At 46.7% G+C, this 22,599-nt stretch carries 12 protein-coding genes; 4 read left to right on the top strand and 8 right to left on the bottom strand.

From position 1 onward, the window contains the following. Nucleotide 1: 1 nt before the first annotated feature. The 4 genes from ACULLG_RS08555 (at nucleotide 2) to ACULLG_RS08540 (ending at nucleotide 3,942) form a co-directional block, all read left to right on the top strand. Nucleotides 2–799, top strand: a complete 798-nt coding sequence (locus ACULLG_RS08555) for an HAD family hydrolase (RefSeq protein WP_452126336.1) — start codon at nucleotides 2–4, stop codon at nucleotides 797–799. A gap of 36 nt (nucleotides 800–835) precedes the next feature. Further along, nucleotides 836–2,098 carry a DUF819 family protein gene (locus ACULLG_RS08550; protein WP_452126335.1) on the top strand — a complete coding sequence of 421 codons (1,263 nt, stop codon included), beginning with the start codon at nucleotides 836–838 and terminating at the stop codon, nucleotides 2,096–2,098. Nucleotides 2,099–2,253: 155 nt separating this feature from the next. Continuing rightward, complete coding sequence (locus ACULLG_RS08545; protein WP_452126334.1) at nucleotides 2,254–3,138, top strand: tetratricopeptide repeat protein; 885 nt, start codon at nucleotides 2,254–2,256, stop codon at nucleotides 3,136–3,138. A 108-nt stretch (nucleotides 3,139–3,246) separates the two neighbouring features. Beyond that, nucleotides 3,247–3,942 carry a DUF4369 domain-containing protein gene (locus tag ACULLG_RS08540; RefSeq protein WP_452126333.1) on the top strand — a complete coding sequence of 232 codons (696 nt, stop codon included), beginning with the start codon at nucleotides 3,247–3,249 and terminating at the stop codon, nucleotides 3,940–3,942. A gap of 7 nt (nucleotides 3,943–3,949) precedes the next feature. On the opposite strand, the gene ACULLG_RS08535 is transcribed toward ACULLG_RS08540, so the two are convergent. The 8 genes from ACULLG_RS08535 to ACULLG_RS08500 form a co-directional block, all read right to left on the bottom strand. After that, nucleotides 3,950–4,222: a hypothetical protein gene (locus ACULLG_RS08535; RefSeq protein ID WP_452126332.1), complete on the bottom strand. Its 273-nt coding sequence runs from the start codon at nucleotides 4,220–4,222 to the stop codon at nucleotides 3,950–3,952. Nucleotides 4,223–4,247: 25 nt separating this feature from the next. After that, nucleotides 4,248–5,210 carry a type I phosphomannose isomerase catalytic subunit gene (locus ACULLG_RS08530; protein ID WP_452126546.1) on the bottom strand — a complete coding sequence of 321 codons (963 nt, stop codon included), beginning with the start codon at nucleotides 5,208–5,210 and terminating at the stop codon, nucleotides 4,248–4,250. A gap of 10 nt (nucleotides 5,211–5,220) precedes the next feature. Further along, nucleotides 5,221–5,628 carry a 6-pyruvoyl trahydropterin synthase family protein gene (locus ACULLG_RS08525; RefSeq protein WP_452126331.1) on the bottom strand — a complete coding sequence of 136 codons (408 nt, stop codon included), beginning with the start codon at nucleotides 5,626–5,628 and terminating at the stop codon, nucleotides 5,221–5,223. Then, nucleotides 5,625–6,158: an isopentenyl-diphosphate Delta-isomerase gene (gene idi / locus ACULLG_RS08520; protein WP_452126330.1), complete on the bottom strand. Its 534-nt coding sequence runs from the start codon at nucleotides 6,156–6,158 to the stop codon at nucleotides 5,625–5,627. The genes ACULLG_RS08525 and idi overlap by 4 nt, the downstream gene beginning before the upstream one ends. A gap of 70 nt (nucleotides 6,159–6,228) precedes the next feature. Next, nucleotides 6,229–7,161, bottom strand: coding sequence for a PorP/SprF family type IX secretion system membrane protein (locus tag ACULLG_RS08515; RefSeq protein ID WP_452126329.1), 933 nt, complete (start codon nucleotides 7,159–7,161; stop codon nucleotides 6,229–6,231). Nucleotides 7,162–7,190: 29 nt separating this feature from the next. Next, nucleotides 7,191–9,152 (bottom strand): Ig-like domain-containing protein, encoded by a 1,962-nt coding sequence (locus ACULLG_RS08510; protein WP_452126328.1) that lies wholly within the window; start codon nucleotides 9,150–9,152, stop codon nucleotides 7,191–7,193. Nucleotides 9,153–9,235: 83 nt separating this feature from the next. After that, entirely contained in the window at nucleotides 9,236–19,795 is a 10,560-nt protein-coding gene (locus ACULLG_RS08505; protein WP_452126327.1) for a hypothetical protein, read from the bottom strand. A 426-nt stretch (nucleotides 19,796–20,221) separates the two neighbouring features. Next, nucleotides 20,222–22,471, bottom strand: a complete 2,250-nt coding sequence (locus ACULLG_RS08500; protein ID WP_452126326.1) for a DUF7933 domain-containing protein — start codon at nucleotides 22,469–22,471, stop codon at nucleotides 20,222–20,224. Between the last annotated feature and the right edge of the window lie 128 nt (nucleotides 22,472–22,599).

Here is a 22,599-nt window from a genome sequence, read left to right as displayed (position 1 = left end):
GATGAATTTTAAAATACTATGTTCGGATTTGGATGGAACCTTACTATCCACAAAAAATGACGTTTCCGAATTTACCATTTCGCAAATCAATCGTATTAAGCATCGCACTCGAATTGTATTGGTTTCTGCCCGAATGCCAAAATCCATTACCTATCTCCAAAACCGAATGGGCATCGAGCAACATCCCATAATTGCCTATAACGGAGCGCTGATCATGGAGAAAGGTAAAATTTTGCACAGTGAAACCATTCCCATGGCCAACACATTGGCACTTTATAAAATCTGCCAAGAACAAAATATTCGTTTTGGGCTATACCAGAATGATGAGTGGTTGGTTTCGGAAACCTCAGAAAGGGTTGAAAAGGAAATTTTCAATACCAAAGCAAATCCCAGTTTTGAATCTACCGCAGCTACACTGCAAAGGTGGCAAAAAGAAAATTTTGGGGCGCACAAGATCATGCTTATGGGCAACAAGGAAAATATGGATCATATAAGTCCACTTTTGGAACGGCATTTTTTAGCATCCATGAACTGCTACCGGTCCAATGACACCCTTATCGAAATCGCTCCAAAATCGTCCTCCAAACTTAAGGGCATACAGTCTATTTTAAAAACTGGAGAGTCCTTGCAAGATGTTATAGCGTTTGGCGATAATTACAACGATGTTGAAATGTTGGAACAAGTCGGATTTGGGGTTGCCGTCGCCAACGGCAGACAAGAAACTAAAGAAGCAGCAAATAAAGTAACATTGAGCAACAAAGACCACGGAGTGGCACAATTTATCAAAGACCATCTTTGATTTTCCTATATTTGAGCATACCACTATTAAAATTCTATGAACCAACTACCATTTACCGAAGACACTGTAATCTTCGGACTTCTTTGTCTCTGTTTAGGTTTTGTCTTTTACACCTCCGCTATAAAAAAAGGTTTTTGGAAAAAGTTTTATACCATCGTCCCCACCGTTCTTATGTGTTATTTACTACCTGCAATTCTTGCAAGTACAGGAATCGTGGATGAAACCAAATCCCAAACCTATTATATTGCAAGTCGCTATTTATTACCTGCGGCATTAATTCTAATGACACTCAGTATTGATCTCAAAGCCATTGCCAATTTAGGTTCCAAGGCACTAATCATGTTCCTGACAGGAACTGCCGGAATAATCATAGGAGGGCCAGTTGCCATATTGATAGTTTCCATTTTTTCACCCGAAACTGTCGGAGGAAATGGCTTTGATGCGGTTTGGCGCGGACTTTCCACCATTGCTGGAAGTTGGATCGGGGGTGGTGCAAACCAGGCGGCAATGCTCGAAGTTTTTCAATACAATCCTAAAGAATTCTCAAAAATGGTATTGGTCGATATTGTAATGGCCAATCTTTGGATGGCAATACTTCTGTTGGGTATTGGAAAAACCAAAAAGATTGATAAATGGCTTAAGGCCGACACTTCCTCCATCGAGGAACTTAAAGAAAAAGTTTCAACCCATACCGCAAAAATTGCAAGGGTAACTTCGCTACATGATTTTATGATGATGCTTTTATATGCTTTTGCAGGAGTGGGGATTGCGCATTTTTTGGGGCATCACTTTGCGGAATTTCTGGAAAACAATTTTGAAGTCATCAGAAATAAAGAAAAAATACTTTCTTCCCTAGGTTCTAAATTTCTTTGGATGGTTGTTTTTGCCGCAACCATTGGTATTGGACTCTCATTTACCAAGGCCAAAAATTATGAAGGAGCCGGGGCCAGTAAAATTGGTGGGATGTTCATTTATATACTTGTTGCCACCATTGGAATGAAAATGGATTTGGGTCGTGTATTGGAAAATCCAGGTTTGATCTTGGTTGGATTTATATGGATTACGATACATGCAGGCCTTTTAATTTTAGTGGCCAAGTTAATTAAAGCTCCTTATTTCTTCCTTGCCGTGGGAAGTCAAGCCAACGTGGGTGGTGCCGCTTCAGCACCTGTTGTTGCAGCAGAATTTCACCCATCGTTGACTTCTGTTGGAATCCTGTTGGCTGTTTTTGGCTATGTGGTCGGAACGGCGGGAGCGTATCTCTGTGCCTTGTTGATGGAAGTAGCCTCCACAATGTAGTTTGCTGGAGCAAACATACTTTTTTAGTCGATTCGTCAATTCAAACTATGCATCCATAAATTGGTTATCCTTAATGACTAGTTCCTAATTTACCTTGGTCAATATGACAAATTGCGACTCCCATTTCTTGGGTTTTGCAGTTCCAATATTGCGCCATGGCCCGGTCCAAATTCATTTCAAATAAAAACAAGGCAACTAGCATTTTTTATTTTATTCTATATGTTTTTGCATGTTTACTCTATTGGCAGTTTTCCACAATTGATGACCAACTCACAGATGATGGCATTAACACATCCAAATTAGCCCTTCTAGATTCTGTTGCCTTTTCCAGTGCAAACGATTTATTGGAATCCGCCCTTGTGCAGAATCCTTTTAATGCACATCTACAATCTAATTTGGAGACGTTTCAAAAACTACACCACACAACCAAAGCCGTGGAACAGCAACTTACTGTTTCGTGCAAACAACGACCTGAAAACCCAAAACATCTACATAACCATGCAAGATTCCTGCTTGCCAAAGGAAAATATGCTGAGGCCGAAAAACATTTGATAAAAGCCATTGCTTTATCCCCTTCCTTCGGTGAATCTGAACTTTTACTGATGGACGTGTATCACAGGTCTGAAAATTGGACACAACTCCAAAAGTTATCTACGGAATTGACAGGAACCAAAACCGACATTTCAGATGCGATAAAATATCTGAAGATCGCCAGAAAAAGAACAACTGTAATTGATGTCATGAAGGAAACAGTAAAAAATGACCCTTCGCCACTCAACCATCTAATACTTAGCAAAGAACTGTATGCAAAGAAAAGGTTCGCACAGTCTTTACATCACGCCAATTTAGCGGTTCAAATGCAAAATGACCTTTCTGGAGCAAGATTACTTTTGGGCTTGGCTTATGCCAAACTTGGAGAATCGCAAAAAGCAATTAAAATTCTAAAAACAGGCTTGAACCTAAATCCGGAACTACAGTCAACACAGCAAAGCCTTGCAAAACTGGAAGATTATTCGAATGAGGCCATGGCCTACCATTGAATTTTTCAATATACTTTTCTTTTTTAAATGCATTCCTTAGGATTCAGTGCATTTGATTTGAACTAATTCGATAAATATTTTGATATTTGCCTCGCTAAAATTTTAAGAATGAGGAGGATTTTATATTTATTGGGACTTACCATTTTAATTGCTTCATGTGATTCGAATACCGCGAATACCATGAGGGTATCAGGCAATATCAAAGGGCTAAAAAAAGGAACCTTGTTTTTGCAACATTTTAAGGACTCTAGTTTGGTAGCTTTAGATTCACTCGAGATTGAAGGTGATGGAAACTTTGCCTTTTCACAAGAAGTTGAAAGTCCAGAAATATTTTACCTCTACCTTAAAAAACAAGATAACAACGATATTAATGACCGCATTATCTTTTTCGGGGAATCTGGTGAAATTACCATAAACACCTCTTGGAACACTTTTGATATTGAGCCCGAAATTCTAGGTTCAGAAAGTCATGAGAAATTCGAGGAATTCAACTCCATGATTTCCAATTTCAATATTCGCGAACTAGAGCTGGTTCAAAAGGCCCAACCCGAAGAAAATGAAGAAAACCCTCCCATTTCATTGGATTCATTGCAACAATTAATTGACCGCAATATCATTGCTAGATATCGGTACATTCTAAATTTCGGTTTGAACAATGGTGATTCCCATGTTACCCCTTATGTGTTATTGACACAGGCTAACGATGCAAATCCGAAATACTTGGATTCGATTTTTGGAACATTATCCGAAGAAGTGGCCGCTTCCAAATATGGAAAAGCCTTAAAATCGTATTTGGGAAAATAAAACTGGTTTAGCTGGACAGTTTGTTCAACTCTTCAATAAGTTTGGTAGCCCTGTCTTCCAGTTGAACCCGAATATCTTTAAAATGGGCCTTATGGTTATCCACATCCTTAGTGTGAATTTTGGACATAAGCTCATCAAAAACTGAAATAGCCTTGTCTATTATAGCAGTACCTTCTTTTGAATCAACATTGTTAGAACCGGCTTCCCATAGATAAACCGCTTCAATAATATCTCCCAAAACAAAATTGACATCTTTCTTTAAGTCACGAATGCTTGCCATGCTAATATTTTTTTCAAATGTACTATTAAATGGTAACTTCTAAAAGTTTTGCACCATCGGTGCTTATTTCGATAAAGGTGCTTGAAGCAGCAACCAAAACTGTTTGCCCTTTTTTAATTGAAGTTTCACCCCAGTCGTTTTTAATTTTGGCTTCTCCGCCAACACACATATAAATTGTGAATGAATCTCGCTGTTCAACTTCTTGGGATATTGATTTTGTAAGATCAAGGATATTGGTCTTAAAATATGGGCAATCCACCATAGTATTTACCTGATCTTCCGCTTTGGAATAATTGACCTTAAAATCTTCCTTTTTGGAATAATCTATGGCATCTATGGCCAGTTGGGTATGCAATTCCCTTAAATTTCCATCCTTATCCCTACGGTTAAAATCGAACACTCTGTAAGTAATGTCGGAAGTCTGTTGGATCTCCGCCAATAAAACTCCAGCTCCAATGGCATGAATCTTACCGGTATTGATAAAGAAAGTGTCGCCTTCGGTAACTTCTTCATAATTCAAAAGATCAAGCAAAGTGTCATTCTCCAAGCTCTCTATATATTCCCTTTTTTCAACATCATTATTGAATCCAACTATGAGTCTAGCGCCGGGATCTGCATCCATTACGTACCACATTTCGGTTTTTCCGAAGGAATTGTGGCGCTCTTTGGCCAGTTTATCATTTGGATGCAGTTGTATGGATAGGTCCTGCTTAGCGTCAATAAACTTGATAAGAATTGGAAAATCATTGCCAAATCGTTCTACTACGCTTTTACCAAGTAGTTCTCCACCAAAATCCTGGATCAGTGTTGCTAGGGAAGTTCCCTGCAATTCTCCTTCGGAAACTTCAGAAATGTCTCCACTCACCCCTGAAAGCTCCCAACTTTCCCCTGTGATATCACTTTCAATCGGTTTTTTAAGAACATCATTGAGTTTGGTTCCACCCCAAAGACGTTCTTTTAGGATGGGTTTGAATTTTAACGGGTACAAGTTCATTTTTTTAGCCGGAATAGGTTACAAAGTTACGAGGTGTTTCATAAAGGACCACCTCCAATTTATTGGTCTGTTTTATGTGGGGTCTGAGTTTGTTCCAAATCACTACAGCGATGTTTTCGGCAGTAGGATTTAAATTTTTAAATTCAGGAACATCGGTGTTCAGATTTTTGTGATCCAATGCCTCCTCAACATGTTCCCTAATCAAATCTTTAAGTACTTTCAAATCCATTACGAAGCCGGTTTCCTCATCAATTTCGCCTTCAACACTTACAATGAGGTCATAGTTATGGCCATGGTAGTTTGGGTAACTGCATTTTCCAAATACTTCTCGGTTCTTATCTTGGGTCCAGTCTTTACGAAACAACCGATGTGCAGCATTGAAACTTGCTTTTCTACTAACTTTTACGCTCATTTTTTTGAATTGTTGTTGATAATATGATCATAAAAGCGTTCAAAAATAATTTTGAACCAGGCTGTATATTGGTCAGGGCTCTTAGCAATATCAGTTTTGATTTCCGATGGATACATCCATTTCCAGTTTTCTACCTCTTCTGGATTAATGGCAGGAGCATCCTCATAGCTACCTATCATTACATGATCTAATTCGTGTTCGGTAAGACCGTTGTCAAAAGGTGCTTTATAAATAAAGGAAAATAGTTCTTCAAGTTCGGTTTGAAATCCCATTTCTTCCTGCAACCTCCTTTTTCCAGCCTCAACATTGCTCTCTCCTTCCCTTTGATGGCTGCAACAGGTATTGGTCCATAACAAAGGAGAATGGTATTTATCCTTGGCTCTTTGTTGCAACATGGTCTGACCTTTATGGTTCATTACAAATACCGAAAAAGCCCGATGCAAAACTGCTTTTTCATGGGCTTCCATTTTGGGCATCAGGCCAATAGGTTCATCGGCCTCGTTCACCAAAATCACATTTTCCTCTTTCATGGAGTAAAAATATGACGTTTGTCAGGAAATATTCAGATGTTTGGGCTAAAATGTTCTTAAAGTTGGCCTGTTAGAAGAATCGTGGGGATTTAAGGTTGCCAACATTCTTTAAGAAATCGTACCGCACTATGATCTCAAAAGACCCATCGTTAAAGGTAGCTGCACCCAAGTCGGTTATTTCTCGGTCATAGGCAAGGCCTATGAACATTTCGTCAGATAACCGAAATCCGACCAAACCACTGAATGCTGCATCCCATCGGTATGCAATTCCTCCAATAAATTTTTCATTCAGCATAAAATTGGCCGATATATCCGCCTGCAGTGGAGCCCCTTGAACCACTTTGGTCAAAAGGGTGGGCTTGAATTTCAGGAAAGGATTCAAATCCCATACGTATCCGGTAATAAAATACCAGTTCATTTGCTCTTTTGCTTCCGAGATTGAAGCTTCGTCAAAATGAGTGGTCTCCAATAATCTTGGTGCTGAAATTCCTGTATAGAATCGTTCGGTATGGTAATATACTCCAGCTCCAATATTTGGCGAAAATTTGTTTTGTATGTCTTGTTGTGATTGTAGTTGGGGGTCAATATCAAATTCGTCCAGTTCGGAATATCGAATATCCAGCATATGGGCGCTTCCTTTTAACCCGAAACTCAACTTCCCATCAACCGAGGTACGAATGGTATAGGAGAAATCTACATCAAAGTAGGTCTCCGATGTTGGTCCAATTTTATCATTGACCACAGAAACCCCTAAACCGACACCTCGGTATCCCAATGGAGTATGAATATTCAAGGTTTGGGTTTCTGGAGCTCCATCCAATCCCAACCATTGATTTCTATATAACCCGGCTATGCTCAAATGACCTCTTGATCCTGCATAAGCCGGATTTACACTTACCGTATTATACATATACTGGGTATATTGGGCATCTTGTTGCGCATGGACCACTGTTCCAAAACTTAATGCCAATATCCAAATCAGTAATCTTATTTTCTTTGCCATGTCCTTTCCTTCCACAGTACGCTATTCTTTTACCTGTTAATGTATAGGTAACCTGATAATTGTTTCATGTTTCCGCTGGGGTCCTCATAATCTATAATGTAGAAATATGTACCCACCGGAAGTTTGTTGTCTTTATCCACAGTTACCCTTCCTTCGGAAGTGCCATCAAAGACATTTCCGTTGGTGTTATATGCTTTGGTCATATAGACCTGCACACCCCACCTGTTATAAATTTTTACTGTGTTGTTTGGATAATCTTCTAAGTTTCTAATGGTAAGCACATCGTGTATGCCATCACCATTTGGCGTAATTACGTTTATGACATCTATTGGATCTACTTGCGTTGGTCCAAGATCTGGATCTAAATAATTTGGTATTCCATCTCCGTCTGAATCATCGTTGGCATAGTTTCCATCAAGATCTATGTCTTCATCAATAGTTTCAATACCGTCATCGTCGTCGTCCGAGTCTCTATAATCCAATTCACCGTCGGAATCCGTGTCCATTAAATTGGTACTTGGATCATCAATTTCATCATTGACATCAATATCTATTACTGTGCTTCCTTCGTAGGCATCGTCAAGACCATCATTATCCTTATCGGAGCCAATAAAAGTTACGTCGGCAATTCCATCTTGATCTTGATCATGTGCTTCAACATTATCAGGAATGTTATCATCATCACTGTCTAGATCTACATAATCAGGAATACCATCACCTTCGGTATCTACGGGAATCAATCCTATATTTCCGCCATTTTCATAAGCATCGTCTAGTCCATTATCATTGGCATCTACCAAACTTGGGGCAATATATCCAAGAGTAGTCTGAGCTTCCACATTATCGGGAATACCGTCATTATCGCTATCAATATCCAAATAATCCGGTATGCCATCAACATCAGTATCGGTTGGATTAGTACTTGGATCATTATCGTTATCGGTATTCAAATCTTCAAAACTGTCCACAATACCATCGTTGTCCGCATCCAAATTGACTGCAGGAACGTTCACCAATATGGTAACTGTGGCCGTGCTACAGTTGCCAAGTGAATCACAAATGGTATAATCAAAAGTATCTGGACCCAAATACCCTGCATTGGGTGTATAGGTAATGAAATCATCGGATGGATCGGTTGGCGTACCACCATCATTTATTACCAATGTTCCATTTGTTGGAACTGTTGAAGTTAACGTTCCGCTAGTTGGAAGGTCATTGTCATTGGCCAGGACATCAATATCCAAAGCTACATCCTGGTCCGTTGCGACCGAATCATCCAAAGCATCAACAATTGGAATCACATCGACCGTCACAGTAGCTGTGCTGCACGCTCCGGTTGATGTACATACGGTATAATCGAATGTATCTGTTCCATTATAATCTGGATCAGGAGTATAGGTCACTATATCATCAGATGGGTCATTTGGCGTACCGTTGTCATTAATACTAATTGACCCATTTGGTGGATTAGTGGTCGTTAAAGTGCCTGCGGAAGGCAAATCTGTGTCATTTGCATAGATTGGCACTACTACAGAACTATCTTCGTCCACTGAAACAAGGTCATCCACAAGGGTCGCTGCCTCAGTCATACAAACAACGGTAAACCGCGGAAGTTCGCTAGAATTCCCGGCTTTTGTGATTGTTGCGGTATATCTAGCAACCGTTTCTGTACTGATAACAGTTGGTTGGGTTTGATCTCCTGCTAGTGGTGGATTCCAACTGACTGTTGCCCCTGCTGGAATACTTGCCGAAATATCCAGGGTCACCTCGTTATCTGGAGCCCTACAATCCGTTAAAATAAAATAACCGGTTGCATTGGACCCACAAAGTGTCCCGTCATAGGTTGCAAAATATACCCCTGGTTGTGTAGCCTCATAGAAGGAATTGGTACCTAGCACAGTTCCTAAATCCGACGCCTCAAACCATTGATAATTACTCTCATCTCCACCACTTGGTGCTTGAAGTAAAAACTGGGCATCTATGGTATTCATTCCTAAGAGAAGCGTGAACAACCCTATAAATAAAGACTTATGTAGAATATTTGATTTCAACTTTTAGCTAGTCTTTATTGTTATTACTTAACTACAAATACCACGTTGATAAGTGAATTGTAATCCGTTGGTAAATTCTCAACTTCAATGGTCAAGTTACCGTTTGCATCAATTGTCATGAAATTAGGGTCACCTGAGTCCGTTTCGAAAACTGTAGGATCTGCATAGGTAACATAATAATACAAATCTGTTCGAGCGTACGTCGGGATTGCTACAGGAGCTCCTGAGCTTCCTGCGGTCGGCGTTCCAAATTGATCTAGATATTCTTGATATAAATCGATATTCTTTATTCCTGTTGTTGATGCATCTACTGCGATTGAAGGAGGATAGAAGATTCTTCCAGCGGTAGCAGTTATTTTGGCAATATCCGCCATGGCTTCATCAACAGTAGTTTCTGCTGCGCCATCCCCATCCACATCAATATCTGTCATTTCAAAAGAGGCTCCACCATCCGCACCAACAGTTAGTTCATTGTTTGCATCTGTGCTTACCACATTGGCTGTCTCGGCAGCCCCACCATCTTCGTCGGTATAACTAATTACACCCGTTGTTGTATTTTGAGACAAGGATGTTACTGTTTCATTGATATCTACTGATACAATTCCGGGCTCTGAAATGCTTGCAATTCTATTTCCTGTCACCGTATTGGTCACACTTACATCGTCATCTGTCTGTGAAGCAAGCTCAGCAAGAGCGCCCTCCACCTCGGTGGCAGTGAAATTACCACCTGCATCGATGATGTTCACCTCCGAAGCCGTCTGGTCGTCCGTTCCGGCATCGTCCAGATGTGACAGGTCGACTGTCTGGCTCGTTCCGTTCTCTATCCCGACGGTCAATACGTTCGTGCCAAGGTCAACTCCCAAACTCTCAATGTTCTGGTCGTCCGTGCCCGCATCGTCAAGATGTGACAGGTCAACTGTCTGGCTGGTACCGTCCTCGATACCTACCGTCAATATATTCGTGCCAACGTCCACACCAAGGCTCTCGATGTTCTGGTCATCGGTGCTGCCCGCTGCAAGTTCCGCAAGTGCGCCCTCGACCTCCGTGGCGGTAAAGTTGCCACCGGCATCGGTGATGTTCACCTCGGATGCTGTCTGGTCGTCCGTTCCGGCATCGTCCAGATGCGACAGGTCGACTGTCTGGCTGGTGCCGTTCTCTATCCCAACGGTCAATACGTTGGTGCCAAGATCAACTCCTAAACTTTCAATGTTCTGGTCGTCCGTTCCCGCATCGTCAAGATGTGACAGGTCGACCGTTTGGCTGGTACCGTCCTCGATACCAACGGTCAATACGTTCGTGCCAAGGTCAACACCTAAACTTTCAATGTTCTGGTCATCGGTGCTACCCGCAGCGACCTCGTCGATGGCGGCCTGGGTGTCGGTGGCCGTAAGGCCGGATGTTGTGTTGTCATAGGTGACCTCCGCAGCGGTCTGGTCATCCGTACCGGGGTCGTCCAAATGTGATAGGTCGACTGTCTGGCTGGTCCCGTTCTCTATCCCGACCGTCAATACGTTCGTGCCAAGGTCAACGCCAAGGCTCTCAATGTTCTGGTCGTCCGTTCCCGCATCGTCAAGATGTGACAGGTCGACTGTCTGGCTGATACCGTCCTCGATACCAACGGTCAATACGTTCGTGCCAAGGTCAACACCTAAACTTTCAATGTTCTGGTCATCGGTGCTACCCGCAGCGACCTCGTCGATGGCGGCCTGGGTGTCGGTGGCCGTAAGACCGGATGTTGTGTTGTCATAGGTGACCTCCGCAGCGGTCTGGTCGTCGGTCCCGGCATCGTCCAGATGCGATAGGTCCACCGTCTGGCTGGTACCGTTTTCGATACCAACTGTCAATACGTTCGTGCCAAGATCAACTCCTAAACTTTCAATGTTCTGGTCGTCCGTTCCCGCATCGTCAAGATGTGACAGGTCGACCGTTTGGCTGGTACCGTTCTCGATACCAACTGTCAATACGTTCGTTCCCACATCAACTCCCAAACTCTCAATGTTCTGGTCATCGGTGCTACCCGCAGCGACCTCGTCGATGGCGGCCTGGGTGTCGGTGGCCGTAAGACCGGATGTTGTGTTGTCATAGGTGACCTCCGCAGCGGTCTGGTCGTCGGTCCCGGCATCGTCCAGATGCGACAGGTCGACTGTCTGGCTGGTGCCGTCCTCGATACCAACGGTCAATACGTTCGTGCCAAGGTCAACACCTAAACTTTCAATGTTCTGGTCATCGGTGCTGCCCGCAGCGACCTCGTCGATGGCGGCCTGGGTGTCGGTGGCCGTAAGACCGGATGTTGTGTTGTCATAGGTGACCTCCGCAGCGGTCTGGTCGTCAGTGCCCGCATCGTCAAGATGTGACAGGTCAACTGTCTGGCTGGTACCGTCCTCGATACCTACCGTCAATATGTTCGTGCCAACGTCCACACCAAGGCTCTCGATGTTCTGGTCATCGGTGCTGCCCGCTGCAAGTTCCGCAAGTGCGCCCTCGACCTCCGTGGCGGTAAAGTTTCCACCGGCATCGGTGATGTTCACCTCGGATGCTGTCTGGTCGTCGGTACCGGCATCGTCCAGATGCGACAGGTCAACTGTCTGGCTCGTTCCGTTCTCGATACCAACTGTCAATATATTTGTACCTGTGTCAACACCAAGGCTCTCGATGTTCTGGTCATCCGTGCTGCCAGCTGCAAGCTCTGCAAGTGCACCTTCTACTTCTGTAGCGGTAAAGTTGCCACCCGCATCGGTGATGTTCACCTCAGCAGCGGTCTGGTCATCAGTACCTGCATCGTCAAGATGTGACAGGTCAACTGTCTGGCTGGTGCCGTTCTCTATCCCGACGGTCAATACGTTCGTGCCAAGATCAACTCCTAAACTTTCAATGTTCTGGTCGTCTGTTCCGACATCGTCCAAATGCGATAGGTCTACTGTCTGGCTGGTACCGTCCTCGATACCCACCGTCAATATGTTCGTGCCAACATCTACGCCTAGACTCTCAATGTTCTGGTCATCGGTGCTGCCAGCTGCCAATTCTGCAAGCGCGCCCTCTACCTCCGTAGCGGTAAAGTTGCCACCTGCATCGGTGATGTTCACTTCAGCAGCGGTCTGGTCGTCGGTCCCTGCATCGTCCAAATGGGACAGGTCGACCGTTTGGCTGGTACCGTTCTCGATACCCACAGTCAATATGTTCGTTCCCACATCAACTCCCAAACTCTCGATGTTCTGGTCATCGGTGCTACCCGCAGCGACCTCGTCGATGGCTGCTTGGGTGTCGGTGGCCGTAAGGCCCGATGTTGTGTTGTCATAGGTGACCTCCGCAGCGGTCTGGTCGTCCGTTCCGGCATCGTCCAGATGCGATAGGTCGACTGTCTGGCTCGTTCCGTTCTCTATCCCGACGGTCAATACGTTGGTTCCTACATCTACGCCAAGGCTCTCGATGTTCTGGTCATCGGTGCTGCCAGCGGCTAGTTCCGCAAGTGCACCTTCCACCTCGGTGGCGGTAAAGTTGCCACCTGCATCGGTGATGTTCACCTCGGATGCTGTCTGGTCGTCAGTACCGGCATCGTCCAAATGTGATAGGTCGACTGTCTGGCTGGTGCCGTTCTCTATCCCGACGGTCAATACGTTCGTGCCAAGGTCAACTCCCAAACTCTCAATGTTCTGGTCGTCCGTGCTGCCAGCGGCCAATTCGGCCAAGGCGCCCTCGACTTCCGTGGCGGTAAAATTTCCGCCCGCATCGGTGATGTTAACCTCTGATGCTGTCTGGTCGTCAGTACCTGCATCGTCCAAATGCGATAGGTCCACTGTCTGGCTGGTACCATTCTCTATACCGACCGTCAATACGTTAGTGCCCACATCAACTCCCAAGCTCTCGATGTTCTGGTCGTCAGTGCCCGCATCGTCAAGATGTGACAGGTCAACTGTCTGGCTGGTACCGTCCTCGATACCTACCGTCAATATATTCGTGCCAACGTCCACACCAAGGCTCTCGATGTTCTGGTCATCGGTGCTGCCCGCTGCAAGTTCCGCAAGTGCGCCCTCGACCTCCGTGGCGGTAAAGTTGCCTCCGGCATCGGTGATGTTAACCTCAGAAGCGGTCTGGTCGTCCGTTCCCGCATCGTCCAAATGTGAGAGGTCGACTGTCTGGCTGGTGCCGTTCTCGATGCCAACTGTCAATACATTGGTTCCTACATCCACGCCAAGGCTCTCGATGTTCTGGTCGTCCGTGCTGCCAGCGGCCAATTCGGCCAAGGCACCCTCGACTTCCGTGGCGGTAAAGTTGCCACCGGCATCGGTGATGTTCACCTCGGATGCTGTCTGGTCGTCCGTTCCAGCATCGTCCAAATGTGATAGGTCCACTGTCTGGCTCGTTCCGTTCTCTATCCCAACGGTCAATACGTTCGTGCCAAGGTCAACTCCTAAACTTTCAATGTTCTGGTCGTCGGTACCGGCATCGTCCAAATGTGATAGGTCTACTGTCTGGCTGGTACCATCCTCGATGCCAACTGTCAATATGTTCGTGCCAACGTCCACACCAAGGCTCTCGATGTTCTGGTCGTCAGTGCCCGCATCGTCAAGATGTGACAGGTCAACTGTCTGGCTGGTACCGTCCTCGATACCTACCGTCAATATGTTCGTGCCAACGTCCACACCAAGGCTCTCGATGTTCTGGTCGTCCGTTCCCGCATCGTCCAAATGTGAGAGGTCGACTGTCTGGCTGGTGCCGTTCTCGATGCCAACTGTCAATACATTGGTTCCTACATCCACGCCAAGGCTCTCGATGTTCTGGTCGTCCGTGCTTCCCGCAGCGACCTCATCGATGGCCGCTTGGGTATCGGTGGCGGTAAGGCCCGATGTTGTGTTGTCATAGGTGACCTCCGCAGCGGTCTGGTCGTCGGTACCGGCATCGTCCAAATGTGATAGGTCCACTGTCTGGCTGGTGCCGTTCTCGATACCAACTGTCAATATATTTGTACCTGTGTCAACACCAAGGCTCTCGATGTTCTGGTCATCCGTGCTGCCAGCTGCAAGCTCTGCAAGTGCACCTTCTACTTCTGTAGCGGTAAAGTTGCCACCCGCATCGGTGATGTTCACCTCAGCAGCGGTCTGGTCATCAGTACCTGCATCGTCAAGATGTGACAGGTCAACTGTCTGGCTGGTGCCGTTCTCTATCCCGACCGTCAATACGTTCGTGCCAAGATCAACTCCTAAACTTTCAATGTTCTGGTCGTCTGTTCCGGCATCGTCCAAATGCGATAGGTCTACTGTCTGGCTGGTACCGTCCTCGATACCAACGGTCAATACGTTCGTGCCAAGGTCAACACCTAAACTTTCAATGTTCTGGTCATCGGTGCTACCCGCAGCGACCTCGTCGATGGCCGCTTGGGTATCGGTGGCCGTAAGACCGGATGTTGTGTTGTCATAGGTGACCTCCGCAGCGGTCTGGTCGTCGGTCCCGGCATCGTCCAAATGCGACAGGTCAACTGTCTGACTGGTGCCGTTCTCTATTCCAACGGTCAATACGTTGGTTCCTACATCTACGCCAAGGCTCTCAATGTTCTGGTTGTCCGTGCTTCCCGCAGCGACCTCGTCGATGGCCGCTTGGGTATCGGTGGCCGTAAGGCCCGATGTTGTGTTGTCATAGGTGACCTCCGCAGCGGTCTGGTCGTCGGTCCCGGCATCGTCCAAATGCGACAGGTCAACTGTCTGACTGGTGCCGTTCTCTATTCCAACGGTCAATACGTTGGTTCCTACATCTACGCCAAGGCTCTCAATGTTCTGGTCGTCCGTGCTGCCAGCGGCGACCTCGTCGATGGCCGCTTGGGTGTCGGTGGCCGTAAGGCCCGATGTTGTGTTATCATAGGTGACCTCCGCAGCGGTCTGGTCGTCCGTTCCGGCATCGTCCAGATGCGATAGGTCGACTGTCTGGCTCGTTCCGTTCTCTATCCCGACGGTCAATACGTTGGTTCCTACATCTACGCCAAGGCTCTCGATGTTCTGGTCATCGGTGATGCCAGCGGCTAGTTCCGCAAGTGCACCTTCCACCTCGGTGGCGGTAAAGTTGCCACCTGCATCGGTGATGTTCACCTCTGATGCTGTCTGGTCGTCCGTTCCGGCATCGTCCAAATGTGATAGGTCGACTGTCTGGCTGGTGCCGTTTTCGATACCTACCGTCAATACGTTTGTGCCAACGTCCACACCAAGGCTCTCGATGTTCTGGTCATCGGTGCTACCCGCAGCGACCTCGTCGATGGCGGCCTGGGTGTCGGTGGCCGTAAGACCGGATGTTGTGTTGTCATAGGTGACCTCCGCAGCGGTCTGGTCATCGGTCCCCGCATCGTCAAGATGTGACAGGTCGACTGTCTGGCTGGTACCGTCCTCTATACCTACCGTCAATATGTTCGTGCCAACGTCCACACCAAGGCTCTCGATGTTCTGGTCATCCGTGCTGCCAGCTGCAAGCTCTGCAAGTGCACCTTCTACTTCTGTAGCGGTAAAGTTGCCACCCGCATCGGTGATGTTCACCTCAGCAGCGGTCTGGTCATCAGTACCTGCATCGTCAAGATGTGACAGGTCAACTGTCTGGCTGGTGCCGTTCTCTATACCAACGGTCAATACGTTCGTGCCAAGATCAACGCCAAGGTTCTCGATGTTCTGGTCGTCCGTGCTTCCCGCAGCGACCTCGTCGATGGCCGCTTGGGTGTCGGTGGCCGTTAGACCGGATGTTGTGTTGTCATAGGTGACCTCCGCAGCGGTCTGGTCGTCCGTTCCGGCATCGTCCAAATGTGATAGGTCGACTGTCTGGCTGGTGCCGTTCTCGATGCCCACCGTCAATACGTTCGTGCCAACATCAACTCCCAAACTCTCGATGTTCTGGTCGTCCGTGCTGCCAGCGGCTAGTTCCGCAAGTGCACCTTCCACCTCGGTGGCGGTAAAGTTGCCTCCTGCATCGGTGATGTTCACCTCGGATGCTATCTGATCGTCCGTTCCTGTAAATGTGGTTGGTGTACCATTCTCACTTGTGTAGGTGTATGTCCCATCAAGGTTATCGGCCAAAGTCGTTATAGTTTCCGAAATGCTCACGGATGCAACATTCAGGTAAAGTCCTCCATCCGTACCTGATGAAATATCGTTATTAGCATTGGCGCTTATCAAGTCAACAGTGGATGGTGCAACACCATCATCTTCCAATGAAATGTTCAACTCACCCCCTACTATAGAAAAGTTGTCTATGGTCTGGTCGTCGGTACCGGCATCGTCCAGATGCGATAGATCGACTGTCTGGCTCGTTCCGTTCTCTATCCCGACCGTCAATATGTTCGTGCCAAGGTCAACTCCTAAACTTTCAATGTTCTGGTCATCAGTGCTTCCAGCGGCAAGTTCTGCAAGTGCCCCTTCCACCTCGGTGGCGGTAAAGTTTCCGCCCGCATCGGTGATGTTCACCTCGGATGCTGTCTGGTCGTCCGTGCCCGCATCGTCCAAATGCGATAGGTCGACTGTCTGGCTGGTGCCGTTCTCGATACCCACCGTCAATACGTTCGTGCCAAGGTCAACTCCCAAACTCTCGATATTCTGGTCGTCCGTTCCGGCATCGTCCAGATGCGACAGGTCGACTGTCTGGCTGGTGCCGTTCTCGATACCCACCGTCAATACGTTGGTGCCAAGGTCAACTCCAAGGCTCTCGATGTTCTGGTCATCAGTGCTTCCAGCGGCAAGTTCTGCAAGTGCCCCTTCCACCTCGGTGGCGGTAAAGTTGCCTCCTGCATCGGTGATGTTCACCTCGGATGCTGTCTGGTCGTCCGTGCCCGCATCGTCCAAATGTGACAGGTCAACTGTCTGGCTGGTGCCGTTCTCGATACCAACTGTCAATACGTTCGTGCCAAGATCAACTCCTAAACTTTCAATGTTCTGGTCGTCCGTTCCGGCATCGTCCAGATGCGACAGGTCAACTGTCTGGCTCGTTCCGTTCTCTATCCCGACGGTCAATACGTTGGTTCCAACGTCCACACCAAGGCTCTCGATGTTCTGGTCATCGGTCCCCGCATCGTCAAGATGTGACAGGTCTACTGTCTGGCTGGTACCGTCCTCGATACCCACTGTCAATATATTTGTACCTGTGTCAACACCAAGGCTCTCGATATTCTGGTCATCGGTGCTGCCAGCTGCAAGTTCCGCAAGTGCCCCTTCCACTTCCGTGGCGGTAAAGTTGCCACCGGCATCGGTAATGTTCACCTCGCTAGCAGTCTGGTCGTCCGTCCCCGCATCGTCCAAATGTGATAGGTCCACAGTCTGGCTGGTGCCATTTTCGATGCCCACTGTCAATACGTTGGTTCCCACATCTACGCCAAGGCTCTCGATGTTCTGGTCGTCCGTTCCGGCATCGTCCAAATGTGATAAGTCAACTGTCTGGCTCGTTCCGTTCTCGATACCGACCGTCAATATGTTCGTGCCAAGGTCAACTCCCAAACTTTCAATGTTCTGGTCATCGGTGCTGCCAGCGGCTAGTTCCGCAAGTGCTCCCTCCACCTCGGTGGCGGTAAAGTTTCCGCCCGCATCGGTGATGTTCACCTCGGATGCTGTCTGGTCGTCCGTGCCCGCATCGTCCAAATGTGACAGGTCAACTGTCTGGCTGGTGCCGTTCTCGATGCCCACCGTCAATACGTTCGTGCCAAGGTCAACTCCCAAACTCTCAATGTTCTGGTCATCGGTGCTACCCGCAGCGACCTCGTCGATGGCTGCTTGGGTATCGGTGGCAGTTAGGCCTGATGTTGTGTTGTCATAGGTGACCTCAGCAGCGGTCTGGTCGTCGGTCCCGGCATCGTCTAAATGCGACAGGTCGACTGTCTGGCTGGTGCCGTTCTCGATACCAACTGTCAATACGTTCGTGCCAAGGTCAACGCCAAGGCTCTCGATGTTCTGGTCGTCCGTGCTGCCAGCGGCAAGTTCCGCAAGTGCACCTTCCACCTCGGTGGCGGTAAAGTTGCCACCTGCGTCCGTGATGTTCACCTCGGATGCTGTTTGGTCGTCCGTTCCGGCATCGTCCAAATGCGACAGGTCGACTGTCTGGCTGGTGCCGTTCTCGATACCAACTGTCAATACATTGGTTCCTACATCTACGCCAAGGCTCTCGATGTTCTGGTCATCGGTGCTGCCAGCGGCGACCTCGTCGATGGCGGCCTGGGTGTCGGTGGCCGTAAGGCCGGATGTTGTGTTGTCATAGGTGACCTCCGCAGCGGTCTGGTCGTCGGTACCGGCATCGTCCAAATGTGATAGGTCGACTGTCTGGCTGGTGCCGTTTTCGATACCAACTGTCAATACGTTGGTGCCAAGGTCAACTCCCAAACTCTCGATGTTCTGGTCATCGGTGCTACCCGCAGCGACCTGGTCGATGGCTGCTTGGGTGTCGGTGGCTGTTAGGCCGGATGTTGTGTTGTCATAGGTGACCTCCGCAGCGGTCTGGTCGTCAGTCCCGGCGTCGTCCAGATGGGACAGGTCAACTGTCTGGCTGGTGCCATTCTCTATCCCGACCGTCAATACGTTCGTGCCAAGGTCAACGCCAAGGCTCTCGATGTTCTGGTCGTCCGTGCTGCCAGCGGCTAGTTCCGCAAGTGCCCCCTCGACCTCCGTGGCGGTAAAGTTGCCGCCCGCGTCGGTGATGTTAACCTCGGATGCTGTCTGGTCGTCAGTCCCGGCATCGTCAAGATGTGACAGGTCGACTGTCTGGCTGGTACCATTCTCTATACCGACTGTCAATATATTTGTACCCGTGTCAACACCAAGGCTCTCAATGTTCTGGTCATCGGTGCTCCCAGCCGCTAGTTCCGCAAGTGCCCCCTCGACCTCCGTAGCGGTAAAGTTGCCGCCCGCATCGGTAATGTTCACCTCGGATGCTGTCTGGTCGTCGGTACCGGCATCGTCCAGATGGGACAGGTCGACTGTCTGGCTGGTGCCGTTCTCTATCCCGACCGTCAATACGTTGGTGCCAAGGTCAACGCCAAGGCTCTCGATGTTCTGGTCGTCCGTGCTTCCCGAAGCGACCTCGTCGATGGCGGCCTGGGTGTCGGTGGCCGTAAGGCCGGATGTTGCGTTGTCATAGGTGACCTCAGCAGCGGTCTGGTCGTCGGTATTTACTAAAGCAGCTATATCGGCCAAGGCAACTGCATAGGTGTTGGTATCGGAATCTGTAATTACCAAATTCGTGTTCGTGCCATCTATACCAAAAGACGTGATGGTCGTATTTGTATCTGTTAAGGTATCGCTGAGGCTACTTAAATCGACATTTACACTCCCCCCATTTTCCAAGGTCAATGTCAATTCGTTTGTAGCACCGTTGAAGGTAAAACCGGTTAATTGCTGATCATCTGTAGCAGTCAATTCCCAAGAATCACCGTCCCAAAAGTAAATGGTACCGGTATTGGTATTTACATATATATCTCCTGCGTCTGCGCCACTAGGAGTGGTTACTCCAGGGCTGGACACTGCTGTACCGCTCAAAACTTCACAGTTACATTGATCTTGCAATGTTACCGTAGTCTGAGAATAGGCAAATCCAGAGAAAAACAGTAATGCAACAACTATAATGCTCTTTTTCATGGGGTTATTGTTAAATGACATTGTTGGTATGTGTTTATTGTAATCTACTATGCTTTCGTGTGTAAATTCCGCTTAATAAGCTTGTTGAACACTACTACACTTTACAAAATTACTTTTACTTATAGGGGGAGAAAATATTTGTTGTGTAAGTGTTAATTAGCACTGTCTAGTTGTTAAATTTTGAGGTTTCAACTTTAAAAAACCACAAAAACAGTTCATCGATAAAACCAGTAGTTTAAACGGTTTTCAGGCTTTAGTCCTCGGGATACCGAGTGGTTTTCCATGCTTTGACGACCACATTTTTTTATTTTAAATGTGATAGGTTGATGTATCGTCAGACCTTTTTTTATTATGATGATTTAAACCGAAAAAATGTCCATTTTTTATAGGGATATGATACAAGGCATTTTATTTTTGACTCAATTTTCAATCCTTATTTACCCTGTAAGTAATTTGACGATTTGTGATGAGTGTTGCTGGTCTTGCCAGAACCGTCAAATCTGAGGTTGTAGTACCTGAAAGTGGGATGTTCTGATCATTTGTTATATCTGACGGGGAAATTGTGTTTGTAAACACCCCGGCAGTGGATGCAGTCACATCAAAAGTAAAGGTACATGTGGTTCCCGCAGGCAAACTAACGCCTGTAATGGAAAAACTAGTAGCTCCAGAAATTGCCGAGATTGTACCTCCACAGGTAGATGAAGCATCTGGCGTGGGAGCTATTACCATATTGGTAGGAAGGTTGTTGGTGAGGGCCAAATTAGTCAAAGACACCCCATTTGATGGATTTTCTATAGTAATGGTCACTGTGGATTCCTCTCCGGTATAAATACTGGTGGGATTGAACGATGATGTGGCGACCGTTGGAAAGGCAATTTCATTTGAGGTAACGAATACCCCTCCCCATATACCTTCGCTACTACTTCCTAAAACAACATCCATGTCGGTAGCATTATTAGGAACCAATCCAGAGGCATCAAATACATCAATATCGACACCCCAGCTGTAAGTAAAATTGGGGTTTCTTGTTCCCAAATCCACGCCGAATTCTGAAATTGTACCATTTAATGTATTGTTTGCAGGGTTCAGCGCATTGGACAGCGATGTTCCTTCCACACTTACAAAATCACCTGTATTACTTGCTTCTCCGTCCATTCCATAATACCCTACATGGGTTTCGAAAGCTCCTATTGAAGGGGTTAAAAGTCCGGTAACGGTAAAAGTATCGTTGGCACCAAAGCCAAAGAAGTCAAATCCGTCCCAAACACTAACATTTCTTGAAGTATCTGCAGGGTCATTGTAAACAACCACTAGTGTCCATCCACCATGAGGTCCTGTAAAAGAGCTTCCTGTAACCAGGGCTATATCAGCCACAAAATAATTTCCATTTCCTCCTGATTGTACAACGGAAGTAACATCTGCGTAAGACATAAATGTATTCCACCCCCCAAAAGTGGTTGTTTCAATATTTCTAACATCTGAGTTTATTGTACTATACAACCCCGAAGCGGGATCCATAAATTTGACTTGATCTATATTCAATGTCCCTGCTGGGTTAGTGATGCCCCCATTTGTACTATTATAAACTCCCCCCCAGTACAATCCTGCCCATTCTACCGTGGACCCTGCAGGCAAATTAAGGTTACTGCTACTGGAATTTACTGTTGAGCCATCACTATCTACATCAGCGTATCCCATTACAACTGAAGGGTTATTGGTTACCGGTGTAGCTGGACATCCTGAAGTACACAATAAATTGGTATTCCCTAGCATTTTAAAGTTACCCATGAGGTTTACCGCCACTCTTTCCTCATAAGGTCGAGTTGAGTTTGGGTCATTATCGTCATCGTTGATGGTAATTGTTGCCGTATCTGTTATTACGACCGACGGGTCTGAGGTTGTGGTGAAGGAAACGGTAAAGTCTTCACTGGACTCAAAAATCAGATCATCCAAAATGGTGATAATAATCTGTTCAGTATCCCCTGAGGTACCATTAAAGCTGAGGGTGCCCGTATTTGTTGTGTAATCAGAACCAGCCAAAGCAGACCCGTTATTGGTTTGATAATCAACGGTAAATGCACCGGAGGCATCCGGCCCTGAATGTGTTGCCGTTAGCGAGACCGTCCCTGCATCTTCATCAACGACTACATCGTCAATTGTAATAAAAGGGCTAAATGTTGCAGTTATAAGCACATTGTCCACATAAATGGTTTCCGAAGTACCCCATCCCCCACTTCCTGTTATGAAGCGAATGGAGGATGAAGCGGTCATTTCGTTGGCAGCTAAGTTGTAATTTACCGATCCTGTGCCGGCCAAAGTTGCAATTGTATTATAGGTTGAACCGTTAAAAAGTTGAACCAGAATGCTCTCATTTCCACTTGTTCTGTTATAATCTAATGTAAGTACGGCGGAAGTAGCTCCTGTTAGGTTTAGGTCCCTGATAATACTGCTGCTATCCAAATTATTGAACTCAAGTTGATTGGATACGATTTCGATTCTTCCCCCACTTGGGCTTCCATCGTCATTACTTTCAGTCCAATCATTGGAAAAACTCTGCGATCCATCATTATTGGCATAGGAAACTGAGCTAAAATTATCACGAAATGTTTCTTGCCCTGTTACCGAAAACCAAGAACATAGTAGCGCAATTGCAAAAAATAGCAACCCTTTTTTCATACCGAAAACTTTAGCAAGCATAGTTTTTGGGGAATATGCTTTTGTCAAATGTAACAGTTGGTATTACTGTATCTAAATATTTGTTGTGAAAGCGCTAATCGATGAAGTGAACCTCAACAATCACAAGA

Source organism: Flagellimonas sp. 2504JD1-5, assembly GCF_053618295.1.
Note: the sequence above shows the minus strand (reverse complement) of the source record. Positions and strands in the feature narration are given on the sequence as shown.